This is a genomic window from Roseococcus sp. (assembly GCF_965227005.1).
GTDB lineage: Bacteria > Pseudomonadota > Alphaproteobacteria > Acetobacterales > Acetobacteraceae > Roseococcus.
Window position 1 is genome coordinate 1 of sequence record NZ_CBDDFJ010000035.1, and the last position, 26,034, is coordinate 26,034.

Consider the following 26,034-nt stretch of genomic DNA (forward strand, 5'->3'; position numbering starts at 1 on the left):
TCGCGGAGTTGAAACACCCGATCCCATCCCGAACTCGGCCGTGAAACACTCCTGCGCCTATGGTACTGCCGCTCAAGCGGCGGGAGAGTCGGTCAGCGCCAGGCCACCCAACCGAAAGTCAAACATCCCACATCACGGGGACCCTTAACCCCGCACAGACACCCCCGCGGGGTGGAGCAGCCCGGTAGCTCGTCAGGCTCATAACCTGAAGGTCACAGGTTCAAATCCTGTCCCCGCATCCACTTTGAACGAACTCAAAACCCCACCGGCACCGCCGGTGGGGTTTTTCGCGTTCATGGGCTCCGGAAGACCCTCCACACCAGCCGCGCGCAGCAGCGACGTCAGGTGACCGATCAGCTCGATCCGGGGCGCCTTGCCGCCGTCGACCCGCAGATGGTGGAGAAGCGCCGCGAGGTCCTGGCCCTGCTGGGGGTTGGCGATGCGACGGTCTGACGCGGCCGGAGCCCTCGTCCTGGCGTTGCTCCTGGCGGCGAGCGCGATCGCGCTCGCCGAGGTCCGGGGCGGCGCGGCCGGCGCGATCTGTCGCCGGCTTCAGCCGCGGCGGAGGTTCCAGAACACCGGGAAGCCCTCGAGGCGGTCCTGCAGATCCGCGCGCAGGGCCGTGCGGGAAAGACCCGTGCCCGTCGGAATGTAGCAGACCTCCTCCAGCGCCACGCGCTGGATGTCGCGCGCGATGGCCTTGCGGCTGGCCTCGTCGGGCGCGTCGAACCACTGCTCGCGCAGGGTCTCGAGCTGCGGGATGGTCGGCCAGCCGAGATATCCGTCGAGCCCATTGCCGCGCAGCAGCGGATGCGAGGCGGGGTCGGCGAAGTCATAGGCCGTGAAGCCGCTGAAGATGGCCGACCAGCCCCCCTTGTCGAGCGGTTCGCGGCTGTTGCGCCGCTGCAGCAGCGTGCCCCAGTCGGACTCGCTGAAGTCGAGCTCGAAGCCCAGGCGTTGCAGCAGGTCGGCGGCGACGGGGCCGCGGGCCGCGATGGAGGGGATGTCGGTCGCGCCCAGCAGGCGCGCCAGCGCGCCGGCCCTACCGGCCTCGCGCAGCAGCGCCTGGGAGCGCGCGATGTCCTGCGGGCCGCTCACCCATTCCAGCCCGGCGTCATTGGCCATGGGCCCGCCGGGTGTGAAGACGCCGGTGCCGGTGCGCCAGAAGGCGGGGTCCGTCCCGAAATCGGCGATCAGGAAGTCCTCCTGCTTCGTCGCCCGCAGAACCGCCTGGCGCGCGCGCTTGTCGTCGAAGGGCGCATGGAGATGGTTCAGCCGGAGGAAGCCGTTGGTGCCGGCGGAATCCAGGGCCGAGACGCGGATGTTGCGGTTGCGGGCGAAGAGCTGCGTCAGCTCGAAGGCCGGCTGCTCGAACCAGTCGATCTCGCCGGCCTGCAACGCCGCCGAGGCCGTGCCGGCATCGGTGATGATGCGCCATTCGATCCGGTCGAGAAGGGCGCGCTTGGGGCCGGCCACGAAGCTCGGCGTGCCGTCCGGGCGCGGGACATAGGCGGCGTTGCGCTCGTAGATCGCGCGGTCGCCGGAGATGTATTCATCGGGCTTGAAGCGGAAGGGGCCCGAGCCGGTGGGATCGGTGATCTGCCGGAAGGCATCGGTCCGGGCGATGCGCTCGGGCATGATGAAGGGCGGCTGGCCGGCGAGGCCGAGCGCGTTCGGCAGCAGCGGGAAGGGCTTCTTCAGGCGGAACTGGATCCGCCGGTCGTCGAGGGCGGAGAGCTCCTCCGTCACGCTCATCAGCTTCTGGCCGAAGGCGACGCGCTGCGCCCAGCGCCGGATGGAGGCGACCGCGTCGCGGGCCCGCACGGGTTCGCCGTCATGGAAGGCGAGGCCCTCGCGCAGGGTGATGATCCAGCGGAGGCCGTCGTCCTCGATGCTGTGTCCCGCGGCCATCTGCGGATGCATCTGGTAACCGCGGTCCATCGCATAGAGCGTGTCGTAGACGAGGTAGCCGTGGTTGCGGGCGATATGGGCCGAGGTCCAGATCGGGTCGAGCGAGCTGAGATTGGCCTGCGGGACGAAGCGCAGGGTCTTGCTGCGTGCGTTCTGCCCGAGCGCCGGGCCGGCCAGGAGCGTGGCGGCCGGAGCGGCCAGGAACTGTCGCCTGTTCATGATGATTCTCCACAGGAAGGTGAGGGGAGGCCTGTTCGCCGATGGAGCCGGCGCCGACCGAGCGATGCATCCGACGCGCCTTAAACGACAATTATAAAAAGTGATATATATAAAATGTCGTAATTAATGGTTGAATGGCGGCTCGGGCGCGGCCAGGCAATCTCCGGCTGAGCAGGCCATTCGCGGAGCAGCGCGGCGGAGGGCTTAGGGAAAGTGCCTTATTTTCAATAGAGATCGGGAAGGTTCAACCTTAACGGAATGGTCTGGCGCGCCATCCGTGGACCATGCCGTGAGGCGGATTGGAAATAAATTTGTTGAATTCAAAAAACACTATAAAAAATGATTGATGCGTGTTGACAAATCATCGGATCGGAGGCGTGATGATGCGGCGCCGCGCTTTCCGCGCCGCCTGGAACTGACAGGGACAAGGACATGCCCCGCCTCGGCCGCTCCTGCGCCCGGATGATGCCGACCACGCACGGAATGCCCTGTCCGCGCTGTCGCCGCGGCTGAGCCGCCCTTCCTCTCCATCCATACTGAAAGCATCCGAACGCCGCCGCGCGCGGCGCTGGAGGATCACATGCGTCTTTCCCATCCCATCACCGTGGACGGCCAGCTCATCGCCGTCGCGGCGCTCGGCGATTCCGGCTGGTTCCTGGTCGCCGTCGATCGGCGGCTCGAGGAACTCGACCGCGCGAATTTCCCGAGCGTCCAGGACGTCGAGCGCGCCGCGCGCGGCTATCTTCGCCGCAACCATCCCACCACCGCGCCCTGGCAGTCCGTCGCCGGATGGGCCGCGCCGCGCACGCCGCAAGGAGCCTCCCATGAGGTCTGAGCCCGAGACCCTGGCCCTGCGCGCGGCGGCCGGGTGAGGGCTGTGCCTCGGCGCGGCTCCGGCCGGTCCCTGGCAGGGCTCGCGCCGCTCTGAGCCGCTCGCGCGGCCTCTTTCCTCATCGTTCTCCCCGCTTCTGCGGGGCCATCAAGGTCACATTTCATGTCTCATGCCTTGTCGCCCGCGCGCCGTCACACCGCGCGGCTGGCCGCGATCCTGGTCGCCTTCGCACCGGTCGGCGCGCTGTCGCAGACGCTCACCATCGGCCTCGCCAGCCCGGTGAATTCGGCCGATCCGCATTTCTCCAACACGACCTCGAACTTCGCGCTTACGGCGCATGTCTTCGACACGCTGGTGCGCCGCGATGCCCAGGCCCGCCTGATTCCGGGCCTCGCCGAGAGCTGGACGGCCGTGGAGCCGACGGTCTGGGAGTTCCGCCTGCGGCCCAACGTCGCCTGGCATGACGGCCAGCCGCTGACGGCCGACGACATCGCCTTCACCATCGGCCGCGTGCCGAATGTCCAGGGCAGCCCGGGCGGCTTCGGCGGCGCGGTGCGGCCCATCACGCGGGTGGAGGTGGTGGATGCGCGCACCATCCGCCTCCATTCGGCACAGCCGCATCCGCTGATGCCCAACGACCTCGCCTCGGTGCAGATCATCTCGCGCCATGCGGGCACCGGCGCGAATCCCTCCGATTACAACAGCGGCCGCGCCTCCATCGGAACCGGTCCCTATCGCTTCGTCAGCTATCGCCCCGGCGAGGGCGCGGTCGTCGAGCGCAACGCGGCCTGGTGGGGCCCTGCCCAGCCCTGGGCGCGCGTGAACTTCCGCTTCCTTCCCAATGACGGTTCGCGCAGCGCTGCCGTTCTTGCGGGCGATGTGGATCTGATCGACCAGGTGCCCGGCGCCGACCTGCCGCGGCTGCGGCGCGAACCCCGGCTGACCATCGCCGAGACGACCGGCGTGCGGCTGATCTATCTGCAGCCCGACTTCTCCCGGCAGGGCGGCGACGTGCCGGGCGTCACGGACAACAACGGCCAGCGGCTGCCGAGCAACCCCTTCCAGGATGTACGCGTCCGCCGCGCGCTCTCCCACGCCATCGACCGCCGCGCTCTGGCCGAGCGCATCATGCACGGCGCCGCCATCCCGACGGGGCAATGGCTGCCGGAGGGCAGCTATTCCCACAACCCCGAAGTGGGCGTGCCCGCCTTCGATCCCGCCGAGGCGCGGCGTCTGCTGGCGGAGGCGGGCTATCCGCAGGGCTTCCGCGTCACGCTCAGCACGCCCAACGACCGCTATCCCGGCGACCTTTCCACCTCGCAGGCCGTGGCGCAGTTCTGGACGCGCATCGGCGTGCGCACCGAGATCGAGGCATTGCCCTGGGCGAGCTACGTGTCGCGCGGGCCGCGGCAGGAATTCGGCTTCCGCCTGGGCGGCTGGGGCAGCTCGACGGGCGAGGCCTCCTATCTGCTGCGCAATGTCGTCGGCACCTATGACCGCGAGCGGGGCTGGGGCTCGCCGAATTTCAGCCGCTTCAGCAGCCCGCGGCTCGACGCGCTGACCGAGCGCGCGATCACCACCATCGACGATGGCGAACGCGAGGCGCTGCTGCGCCAGGCGGTGAAGCTGGAGACGGACGAGGTCGGCATCGTGCCGCTCTTCCTGTTGCGCAACGCCTGGGCGCTGCGGCGCGGCCTTCGCTACGAAGCGCGCGCGGACGAGCAGACGCTGGCCACCTCCGCGAGCCCGGCGCCGTGAAGCCGCGCGCGTCGTTCTCAGCCGCGATGCGCCCATGCCGGCTCGGAAGTGCCCAGGCTCCCGGCCGCGATCCCGGTGCCGATGTCCAGCCCGGCGATGGTCAGCGGCGGGCGGACGCGTCGCGCGGGGCCCCAGCTGGTGGTCTCGATCCCCTCGGAGAAATCGGCCTCGCCGGCGGGCGCCATCGGCACCTCCGGGGTGCCGGGGCGTGACACGAGCAGAGCCGCCGTGCGGGCCAGCGAGGTGCGCGAGGCCGAGCCCGATCCCTCCGTGAACCGCCGCGTGAGGCCGCGCAGCGCGGCGGCGGCGAGGATATAGCCGGTGGCGTGGTCCAGCGCCTGGACGGGAAGGGGCGTGGGCTTGTCCGCGCCCGTGCGGCGCATGCCCTCCTCGGCGATGCCGCTGCTCATCTGCACCAGGCTGTCGAAGCCGCGCCGGCCGCTCCAGGGGCCGGTCCAGCCATAGGCGTCGAGGCGGACATCCACGAGGCCGGGACGCAGGGCGTGGCGGGCCTGCGTGCCGAAGCCGAGCCGCTCCAGCGCGTCCGGGCGATAGCCGTTGAGGAAGACATCCGCGTCGCGGAACAGCCCGGCCAGGCGCTCCTTGTCCTCGGGTTTGCGCAGGTCGAGCCGGGCGCAGCGCTTGCCGAGCGTGACCTCGGGGATGACGCCGGGCTCCTCCCAGTCGGGCGGGTCGATCCGCAGCACCTCCGCGCCCAGCAGCGCCAGGAAGCGCGTGGCGACGGGGCCGGCGAGAACGCGGGTTAGGTCCAGAACGCGCAGCCCGGACAGCGGACGCGCCGGATCGAAGGGCCAGTCGCGCCGCGGCGCGGGGCCGGTCGGCTCAACCCAGAGCATCGGCTCCTGCGCCACGGCGCGGCCCTGGGGATGGGCGGCCCAGGCGGCCATCGGGCGCATCGCCGCCGCGCAGCCGCCGGCCGCCACGATCGCGGCCTCCAGCTCATCGGCCGACCAGGTGGCGACGGCGCGGGCCACGGCGGCCTTCTCGGCCGGCGCGCCGAGCACGGCGAGCGCGGCCGCGCGATGATGCGGGGCATTGGTGTGCAGCTTGATCCAGCCGTCGCGCGTGGCGTAGTCGCCGGCCACGGCGTCCCAGCTCGCCGGCAGCGGCCAGCCCTGGGGATGCAGCGACCAGCCGAACCAGAAGGAGGCGTGGCGGCGATCCACCACCACCTCGGGCATCGCGCCCGTGCGTGCGGCCACCAGCTCCGCCGCCGCAAGCCCGGTCGCCGCGACCGACCCCGCCGCGAGGGGCGTGGTGCCGAAGACCGATTTCAGCCCGCCGTGGCCGATGAAGCGCACCTTGGCGAGATGCGCGCGATCCCCGCCGATCCCGGTCCAGATGTCCTGGAGGAAGGCGGCATCCGTGCCGGTATCCTGCTGCGTGACCTGGTCCATGTGCTGCGCTCCCTTTTGGCTTGGCCAGGGCACGCCCATCGGTTCATATCGTCAATCTTGATTCATTGAATCGACCTGCCGCATGTCCAGCTACCTTACCGCCGAGGAGGCCGCCCGCCGCCTCGGCGTCTCGCGCCAGACGCTCTATTCCTATGTGAGCCGCGGGCTGCTGCGCGCCCATGGCGGCGAGGGGTCGCGCCGCAGCGGCTATGCAACCGAAGCCGTGGAGCGCCTGGCCCTCGAGCGCCGGCGCGGTCGCAGACCGAGGGAGGTGGCGAAGGCCACGCTCGACTGGGGGACCCCCGTTCTGGAATCGGCGATTACGCTGATCCGCGACGGGCAGCTCTTCTATCGCGGCCAGGATGCGACGGGACTGGCGCGGGACGCGACGGTGGAGGAGGTGGCCGCGCTCCTCTGGGGCATGCCCGTGGCCAACACCTTGTCAGCCCCTGCCGCCGGCCCCGCTGGCCCGCTCGAGGGGGTGCTGCTCACCCGTTTCACCCTGGCGACGCAGGACGACGCGACCGCGCTCTGGCAGAAGGATCCGCGTCGTCTGGCGGAGGGCTGCGGCGCGCTGCTCGGCGCGATGCTGGGCGCCGTTCTGGGCCAGTCTCCCGGCGCCGGCCCGTTGCACCGCCAGATCGCCCGGGCCTGGAAGTTGGATGCCGAGGGCGCGGAGCTGATCCGCATGACGCTGATCCTCTGCGCCGATCACGAGCTCAATGCCTCAAGCTTCACGGCCCGCTGCGTCGCCTCCACCGGCGCCAGCCTGCGGGCGGCGGTGATCGGCGGCCTCGCGGCGCTCACGGGCGGCCGCCATGGCGGCGCGACGGCGCGGCTGGAGGCCCTGTGGAACAGCCTCGATGCTGTCGATCCGACGCCGCTGCTACGCCGCCGCCTGACCTCCGGCGAAACCATCCCAGGCTTCGGCCACCCGCTCTATCCGCGAGGCGACATCCGCGCCCAGGTCCTGCTGCCGCGCTTGCTGCCGGCGCTGCCACAGGCGCGGGGCCTGATCGAGGCCGTGCATGCTCTGACCGGGGAAGATCCTTCCGTCGATTTCGCGCTGGTCGCGCTGCGGCGGGCGCTGCGCCTTCCTGAGGGCGCGGCCTTCGGGCTCTTCGCGCTGGGACGCACCATGGGCTGGATCGCCCATGCGCTGGAACAGCGTATCCACGGCCAGTTGATCCGACCGCGCGCCGTCTATGCGGGCCCTGTTCCGCCCGGCTGAGCCGATCCATCATCACGAACGAATCGTCAGGGAAATTTAGCGTGCCGCTTCTCGCCGATCCCATCGCCAGCACCCCCAAGCCCCCCACCCAGGCGGATCTCGTGATCATCGGCGGCGGCATCGTCGGCGTCTTCGCGGCGCTCTCCGCCGTGAAGGCGGGGCATTCGGTGGCGCTGGTCGAAAAGGGCGTGGTCGGCGGCGAGCAGTCCAGCCGCAACTGGGGCTGGGTGCGCCAGCAGAATCGCGATCCGCGCGAGCTGCCGATGGCCATCGAGAGCCTTGCCATGTGGGAGGCGCTCTCGGCCGAGACCAATGAGGATCTCGGCTTCCAGCGCAAGGGCCTGATCTACGTCACCAAGGACCCCGCCACCCTCGCGACCTGGGAGGCCTGGGGCAAGTCTGCGAAGCCCTTCGGCGTGGACACGCGCATGCTGAGCGCGGCCGAGGCGCGCGCCATGGCGACCGGCACGGCCGATGGCTGGATCGGGGGCGTGCATTCGCCGACCGACGGCAAGGCGGAACCCACGCTCGCCGCGCCGGCCATCGCGCGCGCGGCCATGCGCCTGGGCGCGGCCATCGTCGAGAACTGCGCGGCGCGGGGGCTGGAGATGGCGGCCGGGCGCGTCAGCGGCGTCGTGACGGAGCACGGCACCATCCGCACGCAGGCGGTGCTGCTGGCCGGCGGGGCCTGGGCGTCGATGTTCCTGCGCCATCACGGCGTCTCGCTGCCCCAGGCGAGCATCCGCTCCACCTCCTTCCGCACGGAGCCGCTGCCGGAATTCGTGACGGGCGGGCTCTCCACCCCCGCCTTCACCCTGAGGCGGCGGATCGACGGCGGCTATACGATCGGGCTCAGCGGGCGCGGCCGGCTGGATCTCGCGCCGCAGGGCATTCGCTACGCAAGGCAGTTCTGGCCGATGTTCCTGGCGCGCCGCGACAAGCTGGCGATCCGCCTTGGCGGCTCCTTCTTCAACGGGCCGGAATCCATGGCGCGCTGGTCGCTGGATTCCGTCTCGCCCTTCGAGCGCATCCGCATGCTCGACCCCGCCCCGCAGCAATCGCTGATCGACGAGGCGCTGGTGGCGATGGGCGAGACCTACCCCGCCCTCAAGGGCCAGATCCGCGTGGCGCAGAGCTGGGGCGGCGCGATCGACTGGACGCCGGACGGCATTCCGGTCATCGCGCGGATGGCGAAGATCCCCGGCCTGACGGTGGCCGCCGGGTTCTCCGGCCACGGCTTCGGCACGGGGCCCTCGGCGGGCAAGCTGGCTGCCGACCTGGCGACGGGCGCGACGCCGAGCATCGACCCGTCCCCCTTCCGCTACGAACGCCTGGTCGACGGCACGGACCTGACCGTGCCGGGCATGATCTGACCTCAGCCGCCCGGCGCGCCCTGCGTGTTCACGTAGAGCGCGTAGAGCGACTTGCTCGCCGCCATGAATAGCCGGTTGCGGTGCCGGCCGCCGAAGGCGAGGTTGGCGCAGCGTTCCGGCAGGCGGATATGGCCGATCGGCGCGGCGTCCTTGTTGAAGATGCGCACGCCGTCGAACTCCGGCGTGCCCATTCCCCAGCCGCACCAGAGATTGCCGTCCACATCCACGCGGAAGCCGTCCGGCGTCTCGCCGTCCTTGCATTGGATGAAGATGCGGTTGTTGGAGAGGCGCCCCGACCCGTCCACGTCGAGGACGCGGATCACGCGCGGCGTGGCCGCCGCCTCCACCACGTAGAGCTTCGTCTCGTCCGGCGAAAAGGCCAGGCCGTTCGGCCGGCCGATCTCGCCCGTGGCGACGGTGATCGCGCCCGTCTGCCCGTCGATGCGGTAGATGTTGGTGGGTAGTTCCGGCTGGGCCATCTCGCCCTCGTAGAAGCCGAGGATGCCGAAGGGCGGATCGGTGAACCAGATGCTGCCATCGGACTTCACCACCACGTCGTTCGGGCTGTTCAGGCGCTTGCCGTCGAAGCGGTCGGCCAGCACGGTGATGCTGCCGTCATATTCCGTGCGCGTGACGCGCCGCGTCAGATGCTCGCAGGTGACGAGGCGGCCCTGCCGGTCGCGCGTATTGCCGTTGGCGTTGTTGGAGGGGCCGCGGAATACGTCCACGCCGCCCGTCTCCTCCGACCAGCGGAGCATCCGGTTGTTGGGGATGTCCGACCAGATGAGGCAGCGATGGTCGCCGAACCAGGCGGGCCCCTCGCTCCAGCGCGCGCCGGTATAGAGCTGCTCGACGGCGGCGAGCAGCAGGCGGTAGCGGTTGAAGGATGGGTCGAGCACCTGCACCGCAGGATCGGGGTAGCGTTCCACGTTCTGGCTCCGGGCTGTGGAGAGGAGGCTGGGCAAAGCGAGCATGGCCCCTGCGGCCGAGAGCAGACCGCGGCGATTGGCGTCCATCTGGGGGTCCCTCCGAGTTTTTCTTGTCGGGCCGCCGAGCGGCCGCAACGACGCTAACACGGAGTTCATGGCGCGCCAGCCTCATGGCCAGGACGGTTTCAGGGCACGCGGGATGGAGCGGCGGCCGGCGGCGAGGGCAAGCAGCCCCCGGATGGTGCGGAGGTACTCGATGGCGGCCTTCCGCAGCCGGTGCGGGCGCGGATTCCGCTGCGGCAATGGCAGGGCGAAGACCTTTTCGGACAAATCCGGATCAGGACACATCCAGGGCGGCCCCGGCAGGGCGCGCTTGAGGTTGAGGCGGCGGATCAGGACGATGAGGCGCAGGCCGCGGAGGCGGATGGCGCGGCAGATCAGCTCTTCGAGGCGGCGGAGCGGGTGCTGCTTCGGCGCGAGGGACAGGCCGATCAGCAGGCGCTCCCAGAGCGCGGCATGGGCGAGTCGCATACGATGAATGGCGAGCCGGGTTTGATTACGTCGAGGAGACCGACGAAGAAGGCGAGATGAGGACCGACTGATGTCTGAGGCGCCCTGCGGAGATAACCGCCCCGACGACGTGATCGGACACCGGCAAGCGGCGGACCGGCTGATGGAGGTCCGTCCTGGCCTCGAAGTCGTCATCCGGCTTTTTTGTTCGTTTCATGGGTCCTGCCCGTCGCCCACTGACCGCAGGGGGCCGGGAGGCGGCGCCTCCCGGTTCCACCCTAATCGGCCTTCGCGCCGGAAACCCGCACCACTTCCGTCCACCGCTCCATATCCTCCCGCATGAACTGCCCAAACTCCGCCCGCGACGTCGGCGCAGGCTCTGCCCCACCCTCCCGGACACGCCGAGCCACCCCCGGCTCGTTCAGCGCCGCGACCACCAGCCGGTTCATCGCCTCCAGCACCGGTCCCGGCGTCCGCACCGGCGCCACCACCCCGAACCAAGCCCGTACGTCGAAGCCCGGCGCCATGGTCTCGGCCAGCGTCGGCACCGCCGGCTCGCTCGGCCAGCGCTGCGGCGTCGTTACGGCGAGCAGCCGCAGCCGCCCCTCGCGCACATGCGGCATGTAGACGGGGATGTTGTCGATCACGGACTGCACCTGCCCGCCCAAAAAGTCCGGCAGCAGCGGGCCGCTGCCGCGGTAGGGGACGTGCACCATGTCGGTGCCGGTGCGCAGCTTGAAGTACTCCTGCGTGACATGGCCCGAGGTGCCGTTGCCGGGCGAGGCACAGGTGACGCGGCCGGGCTGAGCCTTCGCCAGAGCCACGAACTCCTCGATGGTCCGCGCCGGCACGCTCGGATGCACCAGCACGCCATTGGCCACGACCGAGATCAGCGAGACCGGCGCGATGTCGCGCAGCACGTCGTAACCGATCTGGCCGGCGCGCAGCGCGGCGCCCGCCGTCATGGAAATGGAGGTGGACATGAAGGTGTGGCCGTCCTCCGTGCGGGCGAGCTGCTCGTTGGCCAGCGTACCGCCGCCGCCGGGCCGGTTCTCCACGATGACCGGTTGGGCGAGCATCGCGCTCAGGCGGTCGGAGAGGAGGCGTGCATAGACGTCGGGAAGGCCACCAGGGGGAAAGCCGACGAGGATGCGGACGGGACGGCTGGGCCAGCCCGCGATGGCGGAGCCCTGGGCCATCGCGCGATGGTCGAGCGCCGGCAGCGCGGCGGCCGCGCCCAGGAGAGATCGCCTTTGCATCTTGTGTTCCCTGCAGCCTGTTGCGGCTAGGCAAGCACGGTCCAGGCGGGATGGCGAACGGCGTTTATGAAGAAACGGCGCGTCTTGCCCCCCGCATGGCGCATCCGCGCCCATCCGCGGGCGCGAAATTGGGCAGCCGGATGCTCAGTGCCGTGACCTTGTCCCCCGATGAATTCGTCCTACCCTGCTGACGGCGTGGCGCTGAGAGAATGGCGAGGCTGATGGCGAACTACATCTGCGTGACCTGTGGAACCCAGCACGCGGAGACGGAAGCGCCGCCGCCGAGCTGCCTGATCTGCGACGACGAGCGGCAATACGTCCCCGCCGCCGGCCAGCGCTGGACCACGCTCGATGCGATGCGCCGAACCTTCGCGGCAACCTTCCGGCATGAGGCGGGCGTGCTCGGCATTGGTACGGCGCCGTCCTTTGGCATCGGCCAGCGCGCGCTGCTGTTGCGCACGCCCGCCGGCAATGTGCTCTGGGACTGCGTGACGCTGATCGACGATGCGATGGTCGAGATCATCCAGGCGCTGGGCGGCATCGCCGCCATCGCGATCTCGCACCCGCATTACTACACGACGATGGTCGAATGGAGCTGCCGCTTCGGCGATGCGCCCATCCATCTCCACGCCGCCGACCGCCAATGGGTGATGCGGCCCGATGCGTGCGTGGCGTTCTGGGACAGCGAGACGAAGGAGATCCTGCCCGGCATCACGCTCATCCGCGCGGGCGGGCATTATGCCGGCGGCACGGTGCTCCATTGGGAGCAGGCAGGGCCGGAGGGCAAGGGCGCGCTGCTGACCGGCGACATCCTGCAGGTCACGGCGGATTCGAGGTTCCTGGGCTTCATGCGCTCCTATCCGAACTTCATCCCGCTCGGCGCGGCCGCGGTGCGGCGCGTGGCGGCGAGCGTCTCGCCCTTCGCCTTCGATGCGATCTACGGCGCCTTCTGGGACCGTGTGATTTCGCGAGACGCGCGCCAGGCGCTCGACGCCTCGGTCGCGCGCCATATCGACTGGCTGGGACGCGGCGCGCTGGAGTAGCGACCCGTTAGAGCATCACCCGATCAGACAGAATCGTCTGGTCGGGTGATGCTCGAAAAAACAAAGAGCTAAAGACTTCGAAGTGAGCCCTTGCGAACGAAGAAGGCTCTAGTCGGCCGCCCGGCCGAGGGCGAAGTACCAGTGGATGGCGCGGCGCTCGAAGGCCAGGAAGCCGCGGTTCAGCGCATAGCCCAGGACTGCCAGCACGATGACGGTCGCGTACATCTCCGGCGCGCGGCCGGCGAATTGCATGAGCACCAGATAGTGGCCCACGCCCTGCTCGCCCGCGATCATCTCGGCCACGACGGTGACGACCAGCGCAAGCGCCAGCGCCACGCGGAAGCCTGCGAGGATATAGGGCAGGCAGGCCGGCAGGACGATATGGATCGCGCGGCGCCAGGCGCCGATGCCGAAGGTGCGGCCCATCGCGACGGCATCGGCCTCCACCGCGCGCACGCCCTGGATGGTGTTGGTCAGCACGGGGAAGAAGACGGTCAGCGCCACGACCGTCACCTTCATCGTGTTGTCGAGGCCGAGGAAGAGCACGAGCGGCGGGATCACCGCCGGGATCGGGATGGGGCGGATCAGCTCCACCGTCAGGCCGAAGAGCCGCGCCGTGAGGGGGATGGTGGCGAAGACCAGCCCCACCGCCACCCCCGCCGCGCCGCCCGCCAGCAATCCCGCGAACATCCGCCACAGCGTGCCGCCGACCAGCACAGGCAATTCGCCGCTGAACGCGTCACGAACCAACGCCACCAGCACGGTGCTGAGCGGCGGCCAGTTCGGCGTGTTCATCCAGTCGCCCCGCGCCGAGACCTCCCACAGCAGCAACAGGCCCAGGATCAGCCACAGCCCCGAGGACAGACGACCGGCCTCCTTCATCAGGCGTTGGCGGTCCGGAAGATGAGCGAGGCCGGCGCGGGGAAGCGCCCACCCATGCCGAAGCGCGCCATGGTGGCGATGACCTCCTGCACCTCGGCGACGGTCACGGCCTTGGGATAGGCCGGCAGCGCCACCTGGCGCAGCCGCTCGATCGGCACGCGGCTGAAGGCGGCGATGAGGTCGAGCAACGCCGGATCGCCCCGCCGCGCGCTCACCCAGTCGACGCCCTTGAACAGCGCGCGCGCGAAGCGTTCGAAGACCTCGCCATTGCGCTCCACATCCTCCTTCATCGCGACATATTGCGCGACGGTGGAGCCGGGCGCGGTGTCGTGGATGGGCCAGCCGATGCGTTCCAGGCGATCGCCATGCGAGGCGAGCGCGCCGGTGACGAAGGGCTCGCTGAAGATGGCGGCGTCGACCTGCCCGCCGGCCAGGGCGTCGGCCATCTGCGGGAAGGGGACCTCGACGGTGTTCACCTTGCGCCAGTCGCCGCCGGTCTTCTCGACCCAGGCCATGCCGCGCAGCCAGACGATGTTGTTGCGCGTGTTGGAGGCGATGCGCTTGCCCTCCAGATCCTTGCCCGTGGCGATGCCGGTGCCCTTGCGCGTCAGGATGCCGAAGATGTCGGGCGGGCTCGCCGTTCCGGCCGCGGCGCCGGCGACGAAGCGGAAGTCCAGCCCCTCGCGGATGCCGAGCAGGATGGAGACCGTGTTGGAGAAGACCAGGCGGAACTGCCCGGCCACCAGCCCCGGCAAGCCCGTCGCGCCGCCGGCGGTGGTGGAGGTGTCGATCTCCAGCCCCTCGGCGGCGAAATAGCCCTCGCGGATGGCGGCGTGCAGCGGCGCCACGTCGAGCACGGGGATCACGCTGACGCGCAGCTTCGTCAGCGTCTGGCCGATCAGCGGCGGCGCGGCGAGGGGCAGGGCGGCGAGGGCCAGGGAAGAGCGGCGGGTGAGCGGATTCATGGAGATTCTCCGATCTTCATTTTCTGTTGGCCGGCTGCCAATGCAGCGCCCGGCGTTCGGCAAGAAGGAAAAGGCCGTTCAGCGCCAGGCCAAGCACGGCGAGGATGATCAGCCAGGCGTACAACTGGCGGATGAGAAAGCTGCGCTGCATGTCGAGGATGAGGAAGCCCAGACCTCCCTGGCCCGACAGCATCTCCGCCAGCACGGCCAGCACGAGAGCGAGGCCGAGGCTGATCCGCATGCCCGCCAGGATGAAGGGCAGCGCCGAGGGCAGCACGAGGTGCCAGAGCGTATGCGCCGTTCCCCAGCCATGGGTGCGCGCGGCATCGAGCATCACGCGGTCCGTCCCCCGCACGCCCTGCAAGGTGTTCACCAGTACAGGGAAGAGCACGGCGAGCGAGACGGAGGTGATCTTCATGGTGTCGCCGATGCCCAGGAAGAGCATCAGCGCTGGCACCAGCGCCGCCTTGGGGATGGGGCGTGTCAGCTCGACCAGCGGCTCCAGCAGGCGGAAGACGCGGGGGAACCAGCCCATGGCGATCCCGCCCGCGACGCCCAGGACGCTGCCGATGGCGAAGCCGGTGAAGACCAGCCGCAGCGTGGCAAGCAGGGGGGCGGCGAACTCGCCGGATTCCAGCAGGTCCCAGAGCGCGAGGCCGATCGCGCTCGGCGGCGGCATCAGCGCGCGGCGAATCCAGCCGGCCTCCACCGCGGTCTCGAGGCCGACGAGCATCAGCGCCAGGACGGCGAAGCCCGGCAGCCAGCCCAGCACGCGCCTAGACAGCATGGCGGTGCAGCAGCTGGCCCAGGAGCTGGTGCCGCAGCTCCAGGAAGCGCGGCAATTCGCGCGTGGTGATGGGGTCGCGCGGGCGCGGCAGGCCGACCTCCACCATCCCGGCGAGGGTGGCGGGGCGGTGGGTCAGCATGGCGATGCGGTCGGCCAGAGTGATGGCCTCCTCCACGTCATGCGTGACGAGCAGCACGGTCAGCCTGCGCCGGGTCCAGATGTCGAGGATCAGCGCCTGGAGGTCGAGCCGGGTGAGGGCGTCCACCGCGCTGAAGGGTTCGTCCATGAGCAGCATGGCGGGCTCGGCGGCCAGCGCGCGGGCGATGGCGACGCGCTGCTGCATGCCGCCCGAGAGCTGCCAGGGAAAGTGATCGCCGAAGCCCGAAAGGCCGACCTGGCCGAGCTGCGTCTCGGCCGCATCGCGCGCGCGGCGGCGGCCGATGCGGTGCTCGACGGCGAAGGCCACGTTGTCGCGCACATTGCGCCAGGGCAGCAGCGAGCGGGTGTATTGCTGGAAGACGTAGACCGCCTCGGGCGGCGGGCCGTCGATCCGGCGGCCGGCGATGCGCACCTCGCCGGAGGTGGGCGGCAGCAGGCCGGCGGCCATCTGGAGCAAGGTGGACTTGCCGCAGCCCGAGGGGCCGAGCACCGCCATGAACTCCCCCTCGCGGACCGAGAAGGAGACGCGGTCCATCACCCGGGCCGGCGGGCCCGAGGGGTTTGGGAACTCCTTGGTGACAGCCTCAAGCTCGAGGAAATCCATAGACCCACCTGTGACAGCCGCCGTATCGCATCTCGGGTGGCTCAGGGTCTTGTGCCCGATTCCTCCGGATCAGAAGAGCCCAAAATACTCTCGATGCCGACGCGCCGTCACCTCGCCTCCGAAACGGGAGATCCCGGGATGGTGGTGGAAGCCTCGCTCCTCGCTAAAGCTTGATGTCCGCCGCGACGGTTACCTGATGGCGCCCGGCCAGCAGATCCGCCAGGGCCTGGAGGCCTGCGACGCCGCAGGCCGTGTCCTGCTCGCCATTGCCGCCCGACAGGCCGATGCCGCCGATCACCGCGCCGTCCAGCACGATGGGAAAGCCCCCGACGAAGACGGCGAAGCGGCCCTCGAAGCTCCACTGGATGCCGAAGGCCTCGTTGCCGGGCAAGGCCGGCCCGTTGGGCGCCGTGTTGAACAGATGCGTCGAACGCTTGTGCCCGGCGGCGGTGAAGGCCTTGTTCCAGGCGATCTGCGGGCCGGTTACGCGCGCGCCGTCCATGCGCTCGATGAGCAGCGGATGGCCGCCGTCATCGACGATGCAGACCGTCTGCGCGACGCCGATCTCGCGGGCCTTGGCGGTGGCGGCCTCCACCATCGCGCGCGCCTCGCGCTGTTCGAGTTTCCAGGCGGGTTTCATGGGGCGGTGCTTCCGGGCTTGGGCGGGGGAGGGGGCCAGGAGACGGCGACATCGCCGGCCACGAAGGTCTGGCAGGCCATGCGCCAGCCTTCGGCGAATTGATCCTCGGTCAGGTGCTTGCGCTCCTTGGGCTTGATGGCGTCGGCGTACTCGCGCCCCTGCTCGATGCGGCACTTGCAGGTGCCGCAGAGCCCCCCGCCGCATTTGAAGGGAATGCCACCCTTCTCGCGCAGGGAGACGCGCAGCAGGTTGCTGTTCTCCGGCGCCTCGACCGTCTTGTTGCCGTTGGTGATGAAGGTGATCTGCATCATGCGACGACCGGCAGCGGCGCCTTCTCCAGCGCCGCGCGGACGCTGCCATATTGCGTGAGATGGTTGAGCTCCGCGCGCGCCGCCTCCGCCGTCTCGAAGCTTGGCAGGAACTTGGACGGCACGCGGTTCACGACCGGCGGGAAGGCCTCGTCCACCACAGTCACCTTCATGGCCTGCGTCAGCTCGGCGATGACGAATTGCGCGCGGGAGCGGCCGTGGAAGACGTAGTCATAAGCCTCGACGGGCACGAGGCCATCGGTGACCTCGGTCCGGAACTGGCCGGGCTTGCTGGTGAGGATGACGTACATGGCGAACCTCTCAGGGTTTCGCGGGGCCGGGTATCGGCACCCCGTCCTGGGTCACGGTGATGTCGTGGTGGATCCAGAGCTGGCAGGCGAGACGCAGGCCCTCGGCCAGCTTCTCGCCCAGCACCTTCTGTTCCTTCCAGTTCGGCTCGGCGAGGTTCTCCGCCCCGTCGAGCACGCGGCAGCTGCACTTGCCGCATTTGCCCATGCCGCAGCCGTAGCGCAGATGGGGCCAGGGGAATTTCTTGATGCCGGCCCGGACAACGAGATTGGTGTTGTCCAGGACCTCCTCCGAAAACGCCTCTTCCCCCTTGCGGAAGGTGACCTGCGGCATGCGCGGCTCAGGCCGCCATGTCGAGGTCGGTGAGCGGCAGCTCGTGCTGCACGTAGTCGCGGTAGAGCGCGGTGGTGTAGAGCAGCCGCATCTCGGCGCCGACCTCGCAGATCTTCAGGCAGCGCTGCTGCAGCTCCACCGTGTTCGCGTGCTCCAGCACGATCTGATAGCCGCGCTCGCCATGGATTTCGTCCGAGACGATGTGCAGGTCGAAGAACTCCACCTCCTCGTCGGTGAAGCCGTATTTCTCGCGCAGCGTCGGCGTCTGGCGGCGATAGATGGAGGGCACCTGGCTCTCCAGCCCAACCACGAGTCCGGCCACTGCAACGATAGGATCCTCGCGCATCGCTACGCAGTAGCACCAGCTTTGCAGGGCGCGCGTCGTGGGCGACATGTTGTCCGGGTTCTTCACGCGCGCGCTCGTCGTGCCGCAGGCCTCGGCGAAGCGGATCAGCAGATCGGTGTGCCGATCGCCGCCGATTTCCTCCTCGTACATATTGGCGAGCAGGAAGTCCTTCGCCTCCTGGAATTCGGCCGGCATGCGGCCATAGACGTAGCCGAGGTAGTCGGCGAAGGGGCCGACGTAATTGTAGTGGTTCTCGGCCCAGCGCGAGAGATGGTCGCGGCTCAGCTTGCCGCTAGCCCAGGCGATGCTGAAGGGCGACTTGTTCGCGCTCTTGCCCTTGATGGCGTTCTCGAGCGCGGTGCGGAACTCGTCGTGATTCATGAGCGCAGTCATGACGGACCTCCTTGGGGGCCAGGGGTTGGGGGTGGGGAAAGCGGCGTCACCACAGGACCACCGCCACGATGGTCGAGGCCACCAGGCCCGCGACCACCGGCAGAAACAGGATGCGCACGGCGTCGAGCACCGGCACGCGCGCGAAGCCGGCCACCGCGATGAGTGAGGACCAGGCGATCAGCGTGCCGCCGCCCGTCCAGACCGCGCCCATCTGGCCGACGGCCGCGAGCGTCGTCGGCTCGATGCCGGCCACGGGGCCGAGCGCGCCGGCCAGCGCGCCGGTCAGCGGCAGGCCCGCGAAGCCCGAGCCGTCGATGCCGGTGATCATGCCCACGATCATCACGGCGAAGGCCACGACCGTCGGGCTGTGGGGGATGAGGTGCTCCATGGCGCGGATCACCTCGAAGAGCAGGTCCGGCCCGCGGGTGGCGGAAGGCAGGCCGAGAATGGCGCCGGAGAATTCCGCCGCGCCCAGGAAGAAGAAGCCCGCGATCGGCAGCACCGTGCCCATCGCGCGGAAGGAGAAGACCAGGCCGTCGATGATGTGGTCGGCCGAGCTGTGCATGGCCTTGGGGCCATCGGCGGCGAAGGTCGCGACCAGCATGAGCAGCGCGGCCGTGCCGCCCACCAGCGCCGCGGCGTCGCCGCCCTTCAGCTCGGTGAGGCCGGGGATGACCTTGGGCGCGAGCATGAAGAGGATGAGCGCGCCGAAGACGATCGGCGTGAGGATGGCCATCCGGTTGGTCCAGGACGAGGCCGGTGCCTTCGTGCCCTCCTCGGCGGCCTGGAGCGCGATGACGGACTTGTCGAAGGAGCCGATATTGGGCGCGATCTCCTCGCGCTGCTCGGCGAGGCTTTCGCCCAGCGTGGCGCCGGACTGCCAGGCGACGAGATGCCGTTCGCTGGGCCGCGCGATGCTCCTGCGGATGGAGAGATAGCCCAGCGTCAGCGCCACGGCGCCGGTGACGAGCGAGAGGACGAGCGCCTTGTCCGCGACCACGCCCGCCAGTTCGGGAATGCCGGCGGCGCGGGCGCTGATGCCGGGGGCGACGCGGATGACATAGTCGGAGGAGAGCGCCATGCCCTGGCCCGCGATGGCGATGGCCACCGCGGCGCCCAGCGCGGGCAGGCCGGCGACGATGGCGGCGGGCAGCAGCGTGGCGGCGACCAGCGGCACGGCGGGCGTCGGCCAGAAGAAGAGCGAGATGACATAGGTCATCGCGGCGAGGACGAAGAAGGCGACATGCCCGTTCGTCATGACGCGGCGGAAGGGCTGGACCATGCGCTGGTCGGCGCCCAGCGCGCGCAGTGCGTTCAGCAGCGAGGTCATCAGGGCGATGACGAGGAAGATGCTGAACAGCTCCTTCGCCGCGACGAGCGAGCCGTTGAAGATGGAGATGGTCGCGCCGATCAGGCTGCCAGAAAAGGTGAGTGCCACGGCGAAGGTCGCGAGGATGGCAGGCACGACGACATTCGCCCGCAGGATCATCGAGAGGATGATTGCGGCGACGCCAAGCAGGTAGACGTAGTGAACAGCTCCGATGGAGGTCATGCGTTCTTACCTTCCGGGTTTGGATGGTTCCCGGATAATTCCGTATACGATAATGATCCGCGGCAAAGCGAGATTTTTCCGGTTGATCGGAAATAGTGGCCGATTTGACACGAAATGCATCCTGAGCACGCAAAACGGAGGGCTGATCGGCTTATATCTTGTGCGGTGCGGCACAATGCGCAGGCTATCGCATGGAGATCGAAGTCTGTTTGTATACAAGTGAGTCGATAGATCCCCGCTCTTGGGCCGGCGGCAAAGCCGGCCTATCGGTGGTCGGCGAGGAGATGAGTTTGGATATGGCGCCTAAACCCGCAACGGATCCCACCAGCGCCCCCCGGCGCCCCTCGCTCGGCCAGCGCGCGCTCAAGGCGCTGCGCGAGGCGATCGTCTCTGGCCGCCTGCAGTCCGGCGAGCGGCTGGTGGAGGAGCGCCTCTCGGCGGATCTCGGCATGTCGCGCGTGCCCATCCGCGAGGCGATCAAGCAGCTCATCACGGAGGGCCTCGCCGAACCGGTGGACGGCGGCCGCGGCGCGCAGGTCGCCGCCCTTTCGCCGGAAGATGCCCAGGACCTCATCGAGGTGCGCGCCGTGCTGGAGGGGCTGACCGCGCGCCTTGCCGCCCGCCGCCGCGATCCGCGCAAGGTCGCGCGCATCCAGGAACTGCTCCTGGAGGGCGATGCCCTGGCGGCCCGGGGCTCCCCGGCCGAGCTCGCCGCGCTCAATATCAGCTTCCACGAGCTGCTGGCGGCGGCCGGCGCGAACCAGGCGCTTCAGGAACTCATGCGGCCGCTGCGCGAGCGTACCGAGATGGTCTTCCGCCGCAACAGCGTCGAGCGCGCGGGCATGGACTGGCGCGAGCACGCCATGATCCTCACCGCCGTCGCCGAGGGCGACGAGGAGCTGGCCGCGTTGCTCGCTGCGCGGCATGTGCGCCGCGCGGCGCGGGCGCGGATGACGGCCGAGATTCCCGCCGTCGCATGACGCGGCTGCTGATCCTCTACCACTCGCGCACGGGCGGCACGGCCGCGATGGCCCAGGCCGCGTTCGAGGCGGCGGAGCCGGAGGCGCGAACCCGCCTCCTGCGGGCAGAGGCAGCCGGCCCGGACGACCTGCTGGCCGCCGAGGGCTACCTCTTCGCCGCGCCCGAAAACCTCGCCGCGCTTTCGGGGCCGATGAAGGATCTGTTCGACCGGTGCTATTACCCGCTGCTCGACCGCGTCCAGGGCCGGCCTTTCGCGCTGATGGTCTGCGCGGGCACGGACGGGCAAGGCGCGATCCGCCAGATGCGCCGCATCGCCACCGGCTGGCGGCTGCGCGAGGTGGCCGAGCCGGTCCTCATCCTGACGGGAGCGCAGACGCCCGAGGCGATCCTCGCGCCCAAGCATCTGTCGCCGACACAGCTCGCCCCCTGTCGCGAGCTTGGCGCGGCGATGGCGGCGGGCCTCTCCCTCGGCATCTTCTGACGCGCGCCGTCTTGCCGGATGCGGCGGGGGCGGGGAGAGTTCCGCGGCCAACAGAACACGGAAACGTCCCCATGAAGCTCTCTTTCTCCGGCGCCAGCCCCTATGTCCGCAAGGCCATGGCCTGCGCCATCATCCGCGGCATCGACGGGCAGCTTTCCGACCTCGGCCTGAAGACGGTGGACCCCGCTCTGGCCGCGCTCAACCCGCTCGGCAAGATCCCGACTCTCGTCACGCCCGAGGGCGTCGCCCTCTTCGACAGTCCCGTGATCTGCGAGTATCTCGACAGCATCGGCGGCGCGCCGAAGCTCTTCCCCGCCGCCGGGCCCGCGCGCTGGAAGGCGCTGCAGCTCCAGGCGCTCGGCGATGGCATCATGGATGCGAGCCAGCCTCGCCGCCGCGAGATCGCGCTGCCGCAGGATGACGGCCGCAAGGAATATATCGCGACCCAGCGCGGCAAGGTGGAGCGCGCGCTCGATCTGCTGGAGGCCGAGGCCGACAAGCTCGGCCAGCTCGCCACGATCGGCGACATCACGGTGGCCTGCGCGCTCGGCTATCTGGACTTCCGCTATCAGAACGAGCCCTGGCGCGCCGGTCGTCCGAAGCTGGAAGCCTGGTACGCGAAGGTCATCGCCCTGCCGCCGCTGGCGAAGACCATGCCTGTCGCCTGATCGTCATCATCTAGATGATTGTACAAGTGCGGGTCGGCCGCTAATTTCGGGCATCCAGACAGGGATGCCGCCGATGACCGACCCGCGCCTCGCGCACATTGCCGAGCTCATCGAGCTCAAGGCCGATGGCCAGTATGGGCTTGCCGAGATCAACCAGCGCCAGCACGCCCTCCAGGCGGCGGCGCTGGCGGAGAAGCAGGGATGCCCCGAGACGCTGATCGCGGCCGCGCTGCTGCACGATATCGGCCACATGGTCCACGATCTCGGCGACAATGCCGCCGAGAATGGCGTGGACGACAAGCATGAGGAACTCGGCCACGAATTCCTCACCTCGATGTTCGGCCCCGACGTGACGGAGCCGGTGCGGCTGCACGTCGCCGCCAAGCGCTATCTTTGCGCGGTGGAGCCGGATTACTTCGCCAAGCTCTCGAAGGATTCGATCGTGAGCCTGAGCCTCCAGGGCGGCCCCATGTCGCCCGAGGAGATCGCGGAATTCGAGGCGGTGCCGCAATATCGCGAGGCCGTGCAACTGCGCCGCTTCGACGAGCAGGCCAAGGTGAAGGGGCTGCAGACGCCGCCGGCCTCGCACTTCATGCAATATGTGGAGCGGGTGATCCTTCCCGCCGTGGAATGAACTCCCGGGCGTCCTGATCCTAGATCGTTGTCGGGACGCAAGATGGCAGCTCCGGCGATTCCGCGCCCCGGCGATCCGCGCTATGGGCGAGGTCGTCAGGAGAACCCCATGATCGCTCGCCGTAACCTCGGCACCGCCGCCCTGGCGGCGCTTACCGCTCCCGCCCTCGCCCAGACCGCTTGGCCGCAGCGCCATGTGCGCCTGCTGGTCGGCTTCGCCCCGGGCGGCTTCAGCGACATCGTCGCCCGCGCGGTCGCAGAGCAGTACACGCGCAGCCTGGGCGTGAATGTCGTGGTGGAGAACCGCTCCGGCGCCTCCGGCACGCTGGCGACGGATGTCGTCGCCAAGGCGCCCGCCGATGGCTCCGTGCTGCTGCTCGGTCATTCGACGCCGAATGCGGTCGCCGCGGCGCTGTTCAGCAACCTGCCCTATGACCCCTTGGCGGACCTGACGCCGATCGCGCAGATCGCGGTGCACCCGCACCTGCTCGTCGTGCCGGCCTCCTCCCCGTATCGCACGACCGAGGAACTGATTGCCGCGGCGCGGGCGCGGCCGGGCAGCATCTCCTATTCCTCGGCGGGGATCGGCTCCGTGCACCATGTCGCCTGCGCGACGCTGGCGCAGAAGGCTGGCGTCGAGATGGTGCATGTCCCCTATCGCGGCAGCGCGCCGGCCATGGCGGATCTGCTCGCTGCGCGCGTGAGCATGACGATCGATGGCGTCAGCGCCGTCGCCGGCCCCATCGGCGAAAGCAAGCTGCGCCCCCTGGCGGCCGGCACGCTGCAGCGCATCGCGCGCTGGCCCGAGCTGACCACCCTTCAGGAGCAGGGCTATGGCGAGATCGACGCGATGAGCTGGGTTGGCGTCTTCGCGCCCCCCGGCCTGCCGCCGGCTTTGGCGGAGGCCGCGGCGAAGGCCGCCGATGATGCCTTGGCCTCCGCCACCATGCGGCGCGTGCTGGAGGCCGGGAGCTCCATCCCGGCGAGCCGGCGCGGCCAGGAATTCCGCGACTTCGTGGCGCTGGAGATCGACCGCTACAAGGCGGTGCTGGGCAACAGCCAGATCGCGCTCTGACGGAACGCCCGCGACGGCGGGCGCCCCCGGCGGAAGAGCGGGCTACTCCTTCTCGATGCCCGAGATGCGCACCACCTCGGACCAGCGGCGCCGCTCCGCCGCGAGGATGCGCTCCATGTCCTCGACCGTGCCGCCCACGGGCTCGGAGCCCCAGGAAATCAGGCGTTCCTGCACCTCGGGAGACTTCACGATCTTGTCGATCTCGGCCGCAAGGCGCTGGCGGATCGCCATCGGCGTGCCGGCCGGCGCGCCATAGCCCATCCAGGCTTCCGCCTCGTAGCCCGCGATGCCCGCTTCCTGCAGCGTCGGCACGTCGGGCAACAGGCGGAAGCGATGCGCGCCGCCGACGGCCAGCGCCTTGAGCGTGCCGGCGCGGAAGTCTTCCATGAAGGCGGGCGCCTGCTCGATGACGAGCTGCACGCGGCCGGCCAAGAGGTCCGTGCGGGCGGGCGTGCCGCCGCGATACTGCACCATCTCCATCGGCACGCCGCCCGCCAGCGCGCGGAACAGCTCCACCGTCAGGCGCGAGGCCATGCCCGAGGTCGCGAAGTTGATGGCGTCCGGGCGCGAGCGCGCCAGCGCGATCAGCTCCTGCACGGTGTTGACGCCCAGCGAGGCCGGAACCGCCATCACATAGGGCACGGAGGCGACCATGCAGACGCCGCAGAGGTCGCGCTCCGCGTCATAGGGCAGGGACTTGTAGACGTAGGAGTTCACGACCATCGGCCCCGGGCTGCCGCCCAGCAGCGTGTAGCCGTCGGCCGGCGCCTTCGCGACCGAATCGGCGCCCAGCATGCCGAAGGCGCCGCCGCGATTTTCGATCACCACATTCTGGCCGAGCGGCCCGCCGAGGCGCTCGGCCACCAGGCGGGTCATCAGGTCGGTGGTGCCGCCGGCGGCGAAGGGCACGATCACGCGGATCGACCGGTTCGGCCAGGCCTGGGCGCTGGCGGTGCCGGCCAGGGCCGGGGCGGCGAGGGCGCCGAGGGCGGCGCGGCGGGTCAGGTTCATCGGGGGCATTCCTGGAATCACTTCGTCGTTTCGAGCGCGGCGGCCGGCACGAAGAACCGGTTCTCCGGCCGTGCAAGGCCGAGATTGTCCCGCAGGGTGCGGCCTTCGTATTCGGTGCGGAACAGGCCGCGCTGCTGCAGGATGGGGATCACCATCTGGGTGAAGCGCTCCATGCCGGTCGGCACCACGGGGGCGGCGATCATGAAGCCGTCGCAGGCCTTGCCGCGATACCAGGCCTCCAGCTTGTCGGCGACCTGGACGGGATCGCCGCAGAAGATATTGCCGGCCATCTGCGGCAGCACGGACTTGTAGGTCTCGCGCACCGTCAGGCCCTTGGCGCGCGCCATGGCGATGATGGACTTGCCGATGGCCGTGGGGCCGACATGCTCGGAATCCAGCGCGGGCATGGGCTCGTCCAACGGATAGGCGGACATCTTCGTGCCGACCATTTTCGACAGGTAGTCGAGCCCGACGGCGACGGGCACGAGGTCCTCCAGCTCCTGGAGGATGCGAAGCGCATCGGCCTCCGTCTCGCCGACCACGATGGTGGTGCCGGCCAGGATCTTCATCTCGTCGGGCTGGCGGCCGTATTTGGCCATGCGGCCCTTCAGATCGGCGTAGAGCTTCTGCGCGTTCTCGATGGTGCCCTCGATGGCGAAGACGCAATCGGCCGTGGAGGCGGAGAGCTCCTTGCCCGCATCGGACTGCCCGGCCGAGAAGATCAGCGGATGGCCCTGGGGCGGGCGCGGCGCGTTCAGCGGCCCGGCGACGGAGAAGTGCTGGCCCTTGTGGTTGAGCGCATGGACCTTCTTGGGGTCGAGATACTGGCCGGTGGCCTTGTCCTGCGGGAAGGCGTCGTCGGCCCAGCTGTCCCACAGCCCCTTCACGACCGAGGCGAATTCGCCGGCGCGCTCATAGCGGTCCGAGCGGCCGACATGCTCGTCATGGGAGAAGTTCAACGCGTCGCCGGGATTGGAGGTGGTGACGAGGTTCCAGCCCGCGCGGCCCTTGCTCAGGTGATCGAGCGAGGCGAAGCGCCGGGCCACGGCGAAGGGCTCGTCATAGGTCGTGGTCGCGGTCGCCACGAGGCCGATGTTCTTCGTCACCATGGACAGCGCCGAGAGCAGCGTCACCGGCTCGAAGACGCCGGGCCGGTCGGAGGGCGAGGTCGCGGCGAAAAGGTCGGGCTTGTCGAGGTTGCGCACGCCATTGCCGTCGGCGAGGAAAAGCAGGTCCATCTTCCCCGCCTCGGCGATCTGCGCCAGGCGGATGGCGTTCTCGATATTGGCGGCGGGCTTGTCCCAGGCGGTCGGATGGCGCCATTCGCCGACGTGGCTTCCCTGGGCATTGGCGTTGGCGGCGAGGATCATGGGCATGGAGAAAGGTCCGAAAAGCTTATAAGCTTAACATCGTCGCGAATATGA

At 69.6% G+C, this 26,034-nt stretch carries 27 protein-coding genes, 1 tRNA gene and 1 rRNA gene; 12 read left to right on the plus strand and 17 right to left on the minus strand.

Going from position 1 to position 26,034, the window contains the following annotated elements:
* Positions 1-104: ribosomal RNA gene (gene rrf, locus ACO057_RS16965) — 5S ribosomal RNA — on the plus strand; the annotation flags it as partial.
* Positions 105-165: 61 nt separating this feature from the next.
* Positions 166-242: transfer RNA gene (locus tag ACO057_RS16970), tRNA-Met, on the plus strand.
* Between the two features lie 310 nt (positions 243-552).
* Here the strand turns inward: ACO057_RS16970 and ACO057_RS16975 are convergent.
* A complete protein-coding gene (locus tag ACO057_RS16975) occupies positions 553-2,130 on the minus strand; it encodes an ABC transporter substrate-binding protein (RefSeq protein WP_421993790.1) in 1,578 nt (525 codons plus the stop codon).
* Between the two features lie 580 nt (positions 2,131-2,710).
* Between ACO057_RS16975 and ACO057_RS16980 the strand changes: the two genes are divergently transcribed.
* Together ACO057_RS16980 and ACO057_RS16985 are read left to right on the plus strand one after the other, a co-directional pair.
* The gene (locus ACO057_RS16980) at positions 2,711-2,965 is read left to right on the plus strand and encodes a hypothetical protein (RefSeq protein WP_421993791.1); all 255 of its coding nucleotides are present in this window, start codon (positions 2,711-2,713) and stop codon (positions 2,963-2,965) included.
* A gap of 159 nt (positions 2,966-3,124) precedes the next feature.
* Positions 3,125-4,720 carry an ABC transporter substrate-binding protein gene (locus tag ACO057_RS16985; RefSeq protein WP_421993792.1) on the plus strand — a complete coding sequence of 532 codons (1,596 nt, stop codon included), beginning with the start codon at positions 3,125-3,127 and terminating at the stop codon, positions 4,718-4,720.
* A 17-nt stretch (positions 4,721-4,737) separates the two neighbouring features.
* On the opposite strand, the gene ACO057_RS16990 is transcribed toward ACO057_RS16985, so the two are convergent.
* Entirely contained in the window at positions 4,738-6,138 is a 1,401-nt protein-coding gene (locus ACO057_RS16990) for a CoA transferase (protein WP_421993793.1), read from the minus strand.
* Positions 6,139-6,220: 82 nt separating this feature from the next.
* Between ACO057_RS16990 and ACO057_RS16995 the strand changes: the two genes are divergently transcribed.
* Both ACO057_RS16995 and ACO057_RS17000 read left to right on the plus strand, forming a co-directional pair.
* Entirely contained in the window at positions 6,221-7,369 is a 1,149-nt protein-coding gene (locus tag ACO057_RS16995; protein ID WP_421993794.1) for a citrate synthase family protein, read from the plus strand.
* Positions 7,370-7,410: 41 nt separating this feature from the next.
* Positions 7,411-8,742, plus strand: coding sequence for an NAD(P)/FAD-dependent oxidoreductase (locus tag ACO057_RS17000; protein WP_421993795.1), 1,332 nt, complete (start codon positions 7,411-7,413; stop codon positions 8,740-8,742).
* A 2-nt stretch (positions 8,743-8,744) separates the two neighbouring features.
* On the opposite strand, the gene ACO057_RS17005 is transcribed toward ACO057_RS17000, so the two are convergent.
* The 3 genes from ACO057_RS17005 to ACO057_RS17015 form a co-directional block, all read right to left on the minus strand.
* Positions 8,745-9,716 carry an SMP-30/gluconolactonase/LRE family protein gene (locus tag ACO057_RS17005; protein ID WP_421993876.1) on the minus strand — a complete coding sequence of 324 codons (972 nt, stop codon included), beginning with the start codon at positions 9,714-9,716 and terminating at the stop codon, positions 8,745-8,747.
* 123 nt (positions 9,717-9,839) lie between these two features.
* Positions 9,840-10,202 carry a transposase gene (locus ACO057_RS17010; RefSeq protein WP_421993796.1) on the minus strand — a complete coding sequence of 121 codons (363 nt, stop codon included), beginning with the start codon at positions 10,200-10,202 and terminating at the stop codon, positions 9,840-9,842.
* Between the two features lie 257 nt (positions 10,203-10,459).
* Entirely contained in the window at positions 10,460-11,440 is a 981-nt protein-coding gene (locus ACO057_RS17015) for a Bug family tripartite tricarboxylate transporter substrate binding protein (protein ID WP_421993797.1), read from the minus strand.
* Positions 11,441-11,661: 221 nt separating this feature from the next.
* Between ACO057_RS17015 and ACO057_RS17020 the strand changes: the two genes are divergently transcribed.
* The gene (locus tag ACO057_RS17020; protein WP_421993798.1) at positions 11,662-12,483 is read left to right on the plus strand and encodes an MBL fold metallo-hydrolase; all 822 of its coding nucleotides are present in this window, start codon (positions 11,662-11,664) and stop codon (positions 12,481-12,483) included.
* A 108-nt stretch (positions 12,484-12,591) separates the two neighbouring features.
* Here ACO057_RS17020 and ACO057_RS17025 read toward each other — a convergent pair whose 3' ends face one another.
* The 10 genes from ACO057_RS17025 to ACO057_RS17070 form a co-directional block, all read right to left on the minus strand.
* A complete protein-coding gene (locus tag ACO057_RS17025; protein ID WP_421993799.1) occupies positions 12,592-13,365 on the minus strand; it encodes an ABC transporter permease in 774 nt (257 codons plus the stop codon).
* Entirely contained in the window at positions 13,365-14,330 is a 966-nt protein-coding gene (locus ACO057_RS17030; protein ID WP_421993800.1) for an ABC transporter substrate-binding protein, read from the minus strand. Before ACO057_RS17030 ends, ACO057_RS17025 begins: the two co-directional genes overlap by 1 nt.
* A gap of 16 nt (positions 14,331-14,346) precedes the next feature.
* Positions 14,347-15,117: an ABC transporter permease gene (locus ACO057_RS17035; protein WP_421993801.1), complete on the minus strand. Its 771-nt coding sequence runs from the start codon at positions 15,115-15,117 to the stop codon at positions 14,347-14,349.
* Positions 15,107-15,880 carry an ABC transporter ATP-binding protein gene (locus ACO057_RS17040; RefSeq protein WP_421993802.1) on the minus strand — a complete coding sequence of 258 codons (774 nt, stop codon included), beginning with the start codon at positions 15,878-15,880 and terminating at the stop codon, positions 15,107-15,109. The genes ACO057_RS17035 and ACO057_RS17040 overlap by 11 nt, the downstream gene beginning before the upstream one ends.
* 163 nt (positions 15,881-16,043) lie before the next feature.
* Positions 16,044-16,520 carry a GlcG/HbpS family heme-binding protein gene (locus ACO057_RS17045; RefSeq protein ID WP_421993803.1) on the minus strand — a complete coding sequence of 159 codons (477 nt, stop codon included), beginning with the start codon at positions 16,518-16,520 and terminating at the stop codon, positions 16,044-16,046.
* The gene (locus tag ACO057_RS17050; protein ID WP_421993804.1) at positions 16,517-16,831 is read right to left on the minus strand and encodes a 2Fe-2S iron-sulfur cluster-binding protein; all 315 of its coding nucleotides are present in this window, start codon (positions 16,829-16,831) and stop codon (positions 16,517-16,519) included. The genes ACO057_RS17045 and ACO057_RS17050 overlap by 4 nt, the downstream gene beginning before the upstream one ends.
* Positions 16,828-17,139 carry a hypothetical protein gene (locus ACO057_RS17055; protein ID WP_421993805.1) on the minus strand — a complete coding sequence of 104 codons (312 nt, stop codon included), beginning with the start codon at positions 17,137-17,139 and terminating at the stop codon, positions 16,828-16,830. The genes ACO057_RS17050 and ACO057_RS17055 overlap by 4 nt, the downstream gene beginning before the upstream one ends.
* A 10-nt stretch (positions 17,140-17,149) precedes the next feature.
* On the minus strand, positions 17,150-17,470 hold the full coding sequence (locus tag ACO057_RS17060) for a 2Fe-2S iron-sulfur cluster-binding protein (protein ID WP_421993806.1): 321 nt from the start codon (positions 17,468-17,470) through the stop codon (positions 17,150-17,152).
* Positions 17,471-17,477: 7 nt separating this feature from the next.
* Positions 17,478-18,209 (minus strand): TenA family transcriptional regulator, encoded by a 732-nt coding sequence (locus ACO057_RS17065; RefSeq protein ID WP_421993807.1) that lies wholly within the window; start codon positions 18,207-18,209, stop codon positions 17,478-17,480.
* Positions 18,210-18,255: 46 nt separating this feature from the next.
* Entirely contained in the window at positions 18,256-19,761 is a 1,506-nt protein-coding gene (locus ACO057_RS17070) for a hypothetical protein (protein WP_421993808.1), read from the minus strand.
* A gap of 296 nt (positions 19,762-20,057) precedes the next feature.
* Here ACO057_RS17070 and ACO057_RS17075 point away from each other — a divergent pair, with 296 nt between their 5' ends.
* The 5 genes from ACO057_RS17075 to ACO057_RS17095 all read left to right on the plus strand — a co-directional run bounded on the left by ACO057_RS17075 (position 20,058) and on the right by ACO057_RS17095 (position 23,599).
* On the plus strand, positions 20,058-20,741 hold the full coding sequence (locus ACO057_RS17075; protein ID WP_421993809.1) for a GntR family transcriptional regulator: 684 nt from the start codon (positions 20,058-20,060) through the stop codon (positions 20,739-20,741).
* A complete protein-coding gene (locus tag ACO057_RS17080; RefSeq protein WP_421993810.1) occupies positions 20,738-21,223 on the plus strand; it encodes a flavodoxin family protein in 486 nt (161 codons plus the stop codon). The genes ACO057_RS17075 and ACO057_RS17080 overlap by 4 nt, the downstream gene beginning before the upstream one ends.
* A gap of 71 nt (positions 21,224-21,294) precedes the next feature.
* Positions 21,295-21,891: a glutathione S-transferase C-terminal domain-containing protein gene (locus tag ACO057_RS17085; protein WP_421993811.1), complete on the plus strand. Its 597-nt coding sequence runs from the start codon at positions 21,295-21,297 to the stop codon at positions 21,889-21,891.
* Positions 21,892-21,964: 73 nt separating this feature from the next.
* Entirely contained in the window at positions 21,965-22,525 is a 561-nt protein-coding gene (locus ACO057_RS17090) for a phosphonate degradation HD-domain oxygenase (protein WP_421993812.1), read from the plus strand.
* Between the two features lie 108 nt (positions 22,526-22,633).
* Positions 22,634-23,599 (plus strand): Bug family tripartite tricarboxylate transporter substrate binding protein, encoded by a 966-nt coding sequence (locus ACO057_RS17095; RefSeq protein ID WP_421993813.1) that lies wholly within the window; start codon positions 22,634-22,636, stop codon positions 23,597-23,599.
* Positions 23,600-23,641: 42 nt separating this feature from the next.
* Here the strand turns inward: ACO057_RS17095 and ACO057_RS17100 are convergent, their stop codons facing one another.
* Together ACO057_RS17100 and ACO057_RS17105 are read right to left on the minus strand one after the other, a co-directional pair.
* Positions 23,642-24,610: a Bug family tripartite tricarboxylate transporter substrate binding protein gene (locus ACO057_RS17100; protein ID WP_421993814.1), complete on the minus strand. Its 969-nt coding sequence runs from the start codon at positions 24,608-24,610 to the stop codon at positions 23,642-23,644.
* Positions 24,611-24,627: 17 nt separating this feature from the next.
* Positions 24,628-25,986: an LLM class flavin-dependent oxidoreductase gene (locus ACO057_RS17105; protein WP_421993815.1), complete on the minus strand. Its 1,359-nt coding sequence runs from the start codon at positions 25,984-25,986 to the stop codon at positions 24,628-24,630.
* Positions 25,987-26,034 lie beyond the last annotated feature (48 nt).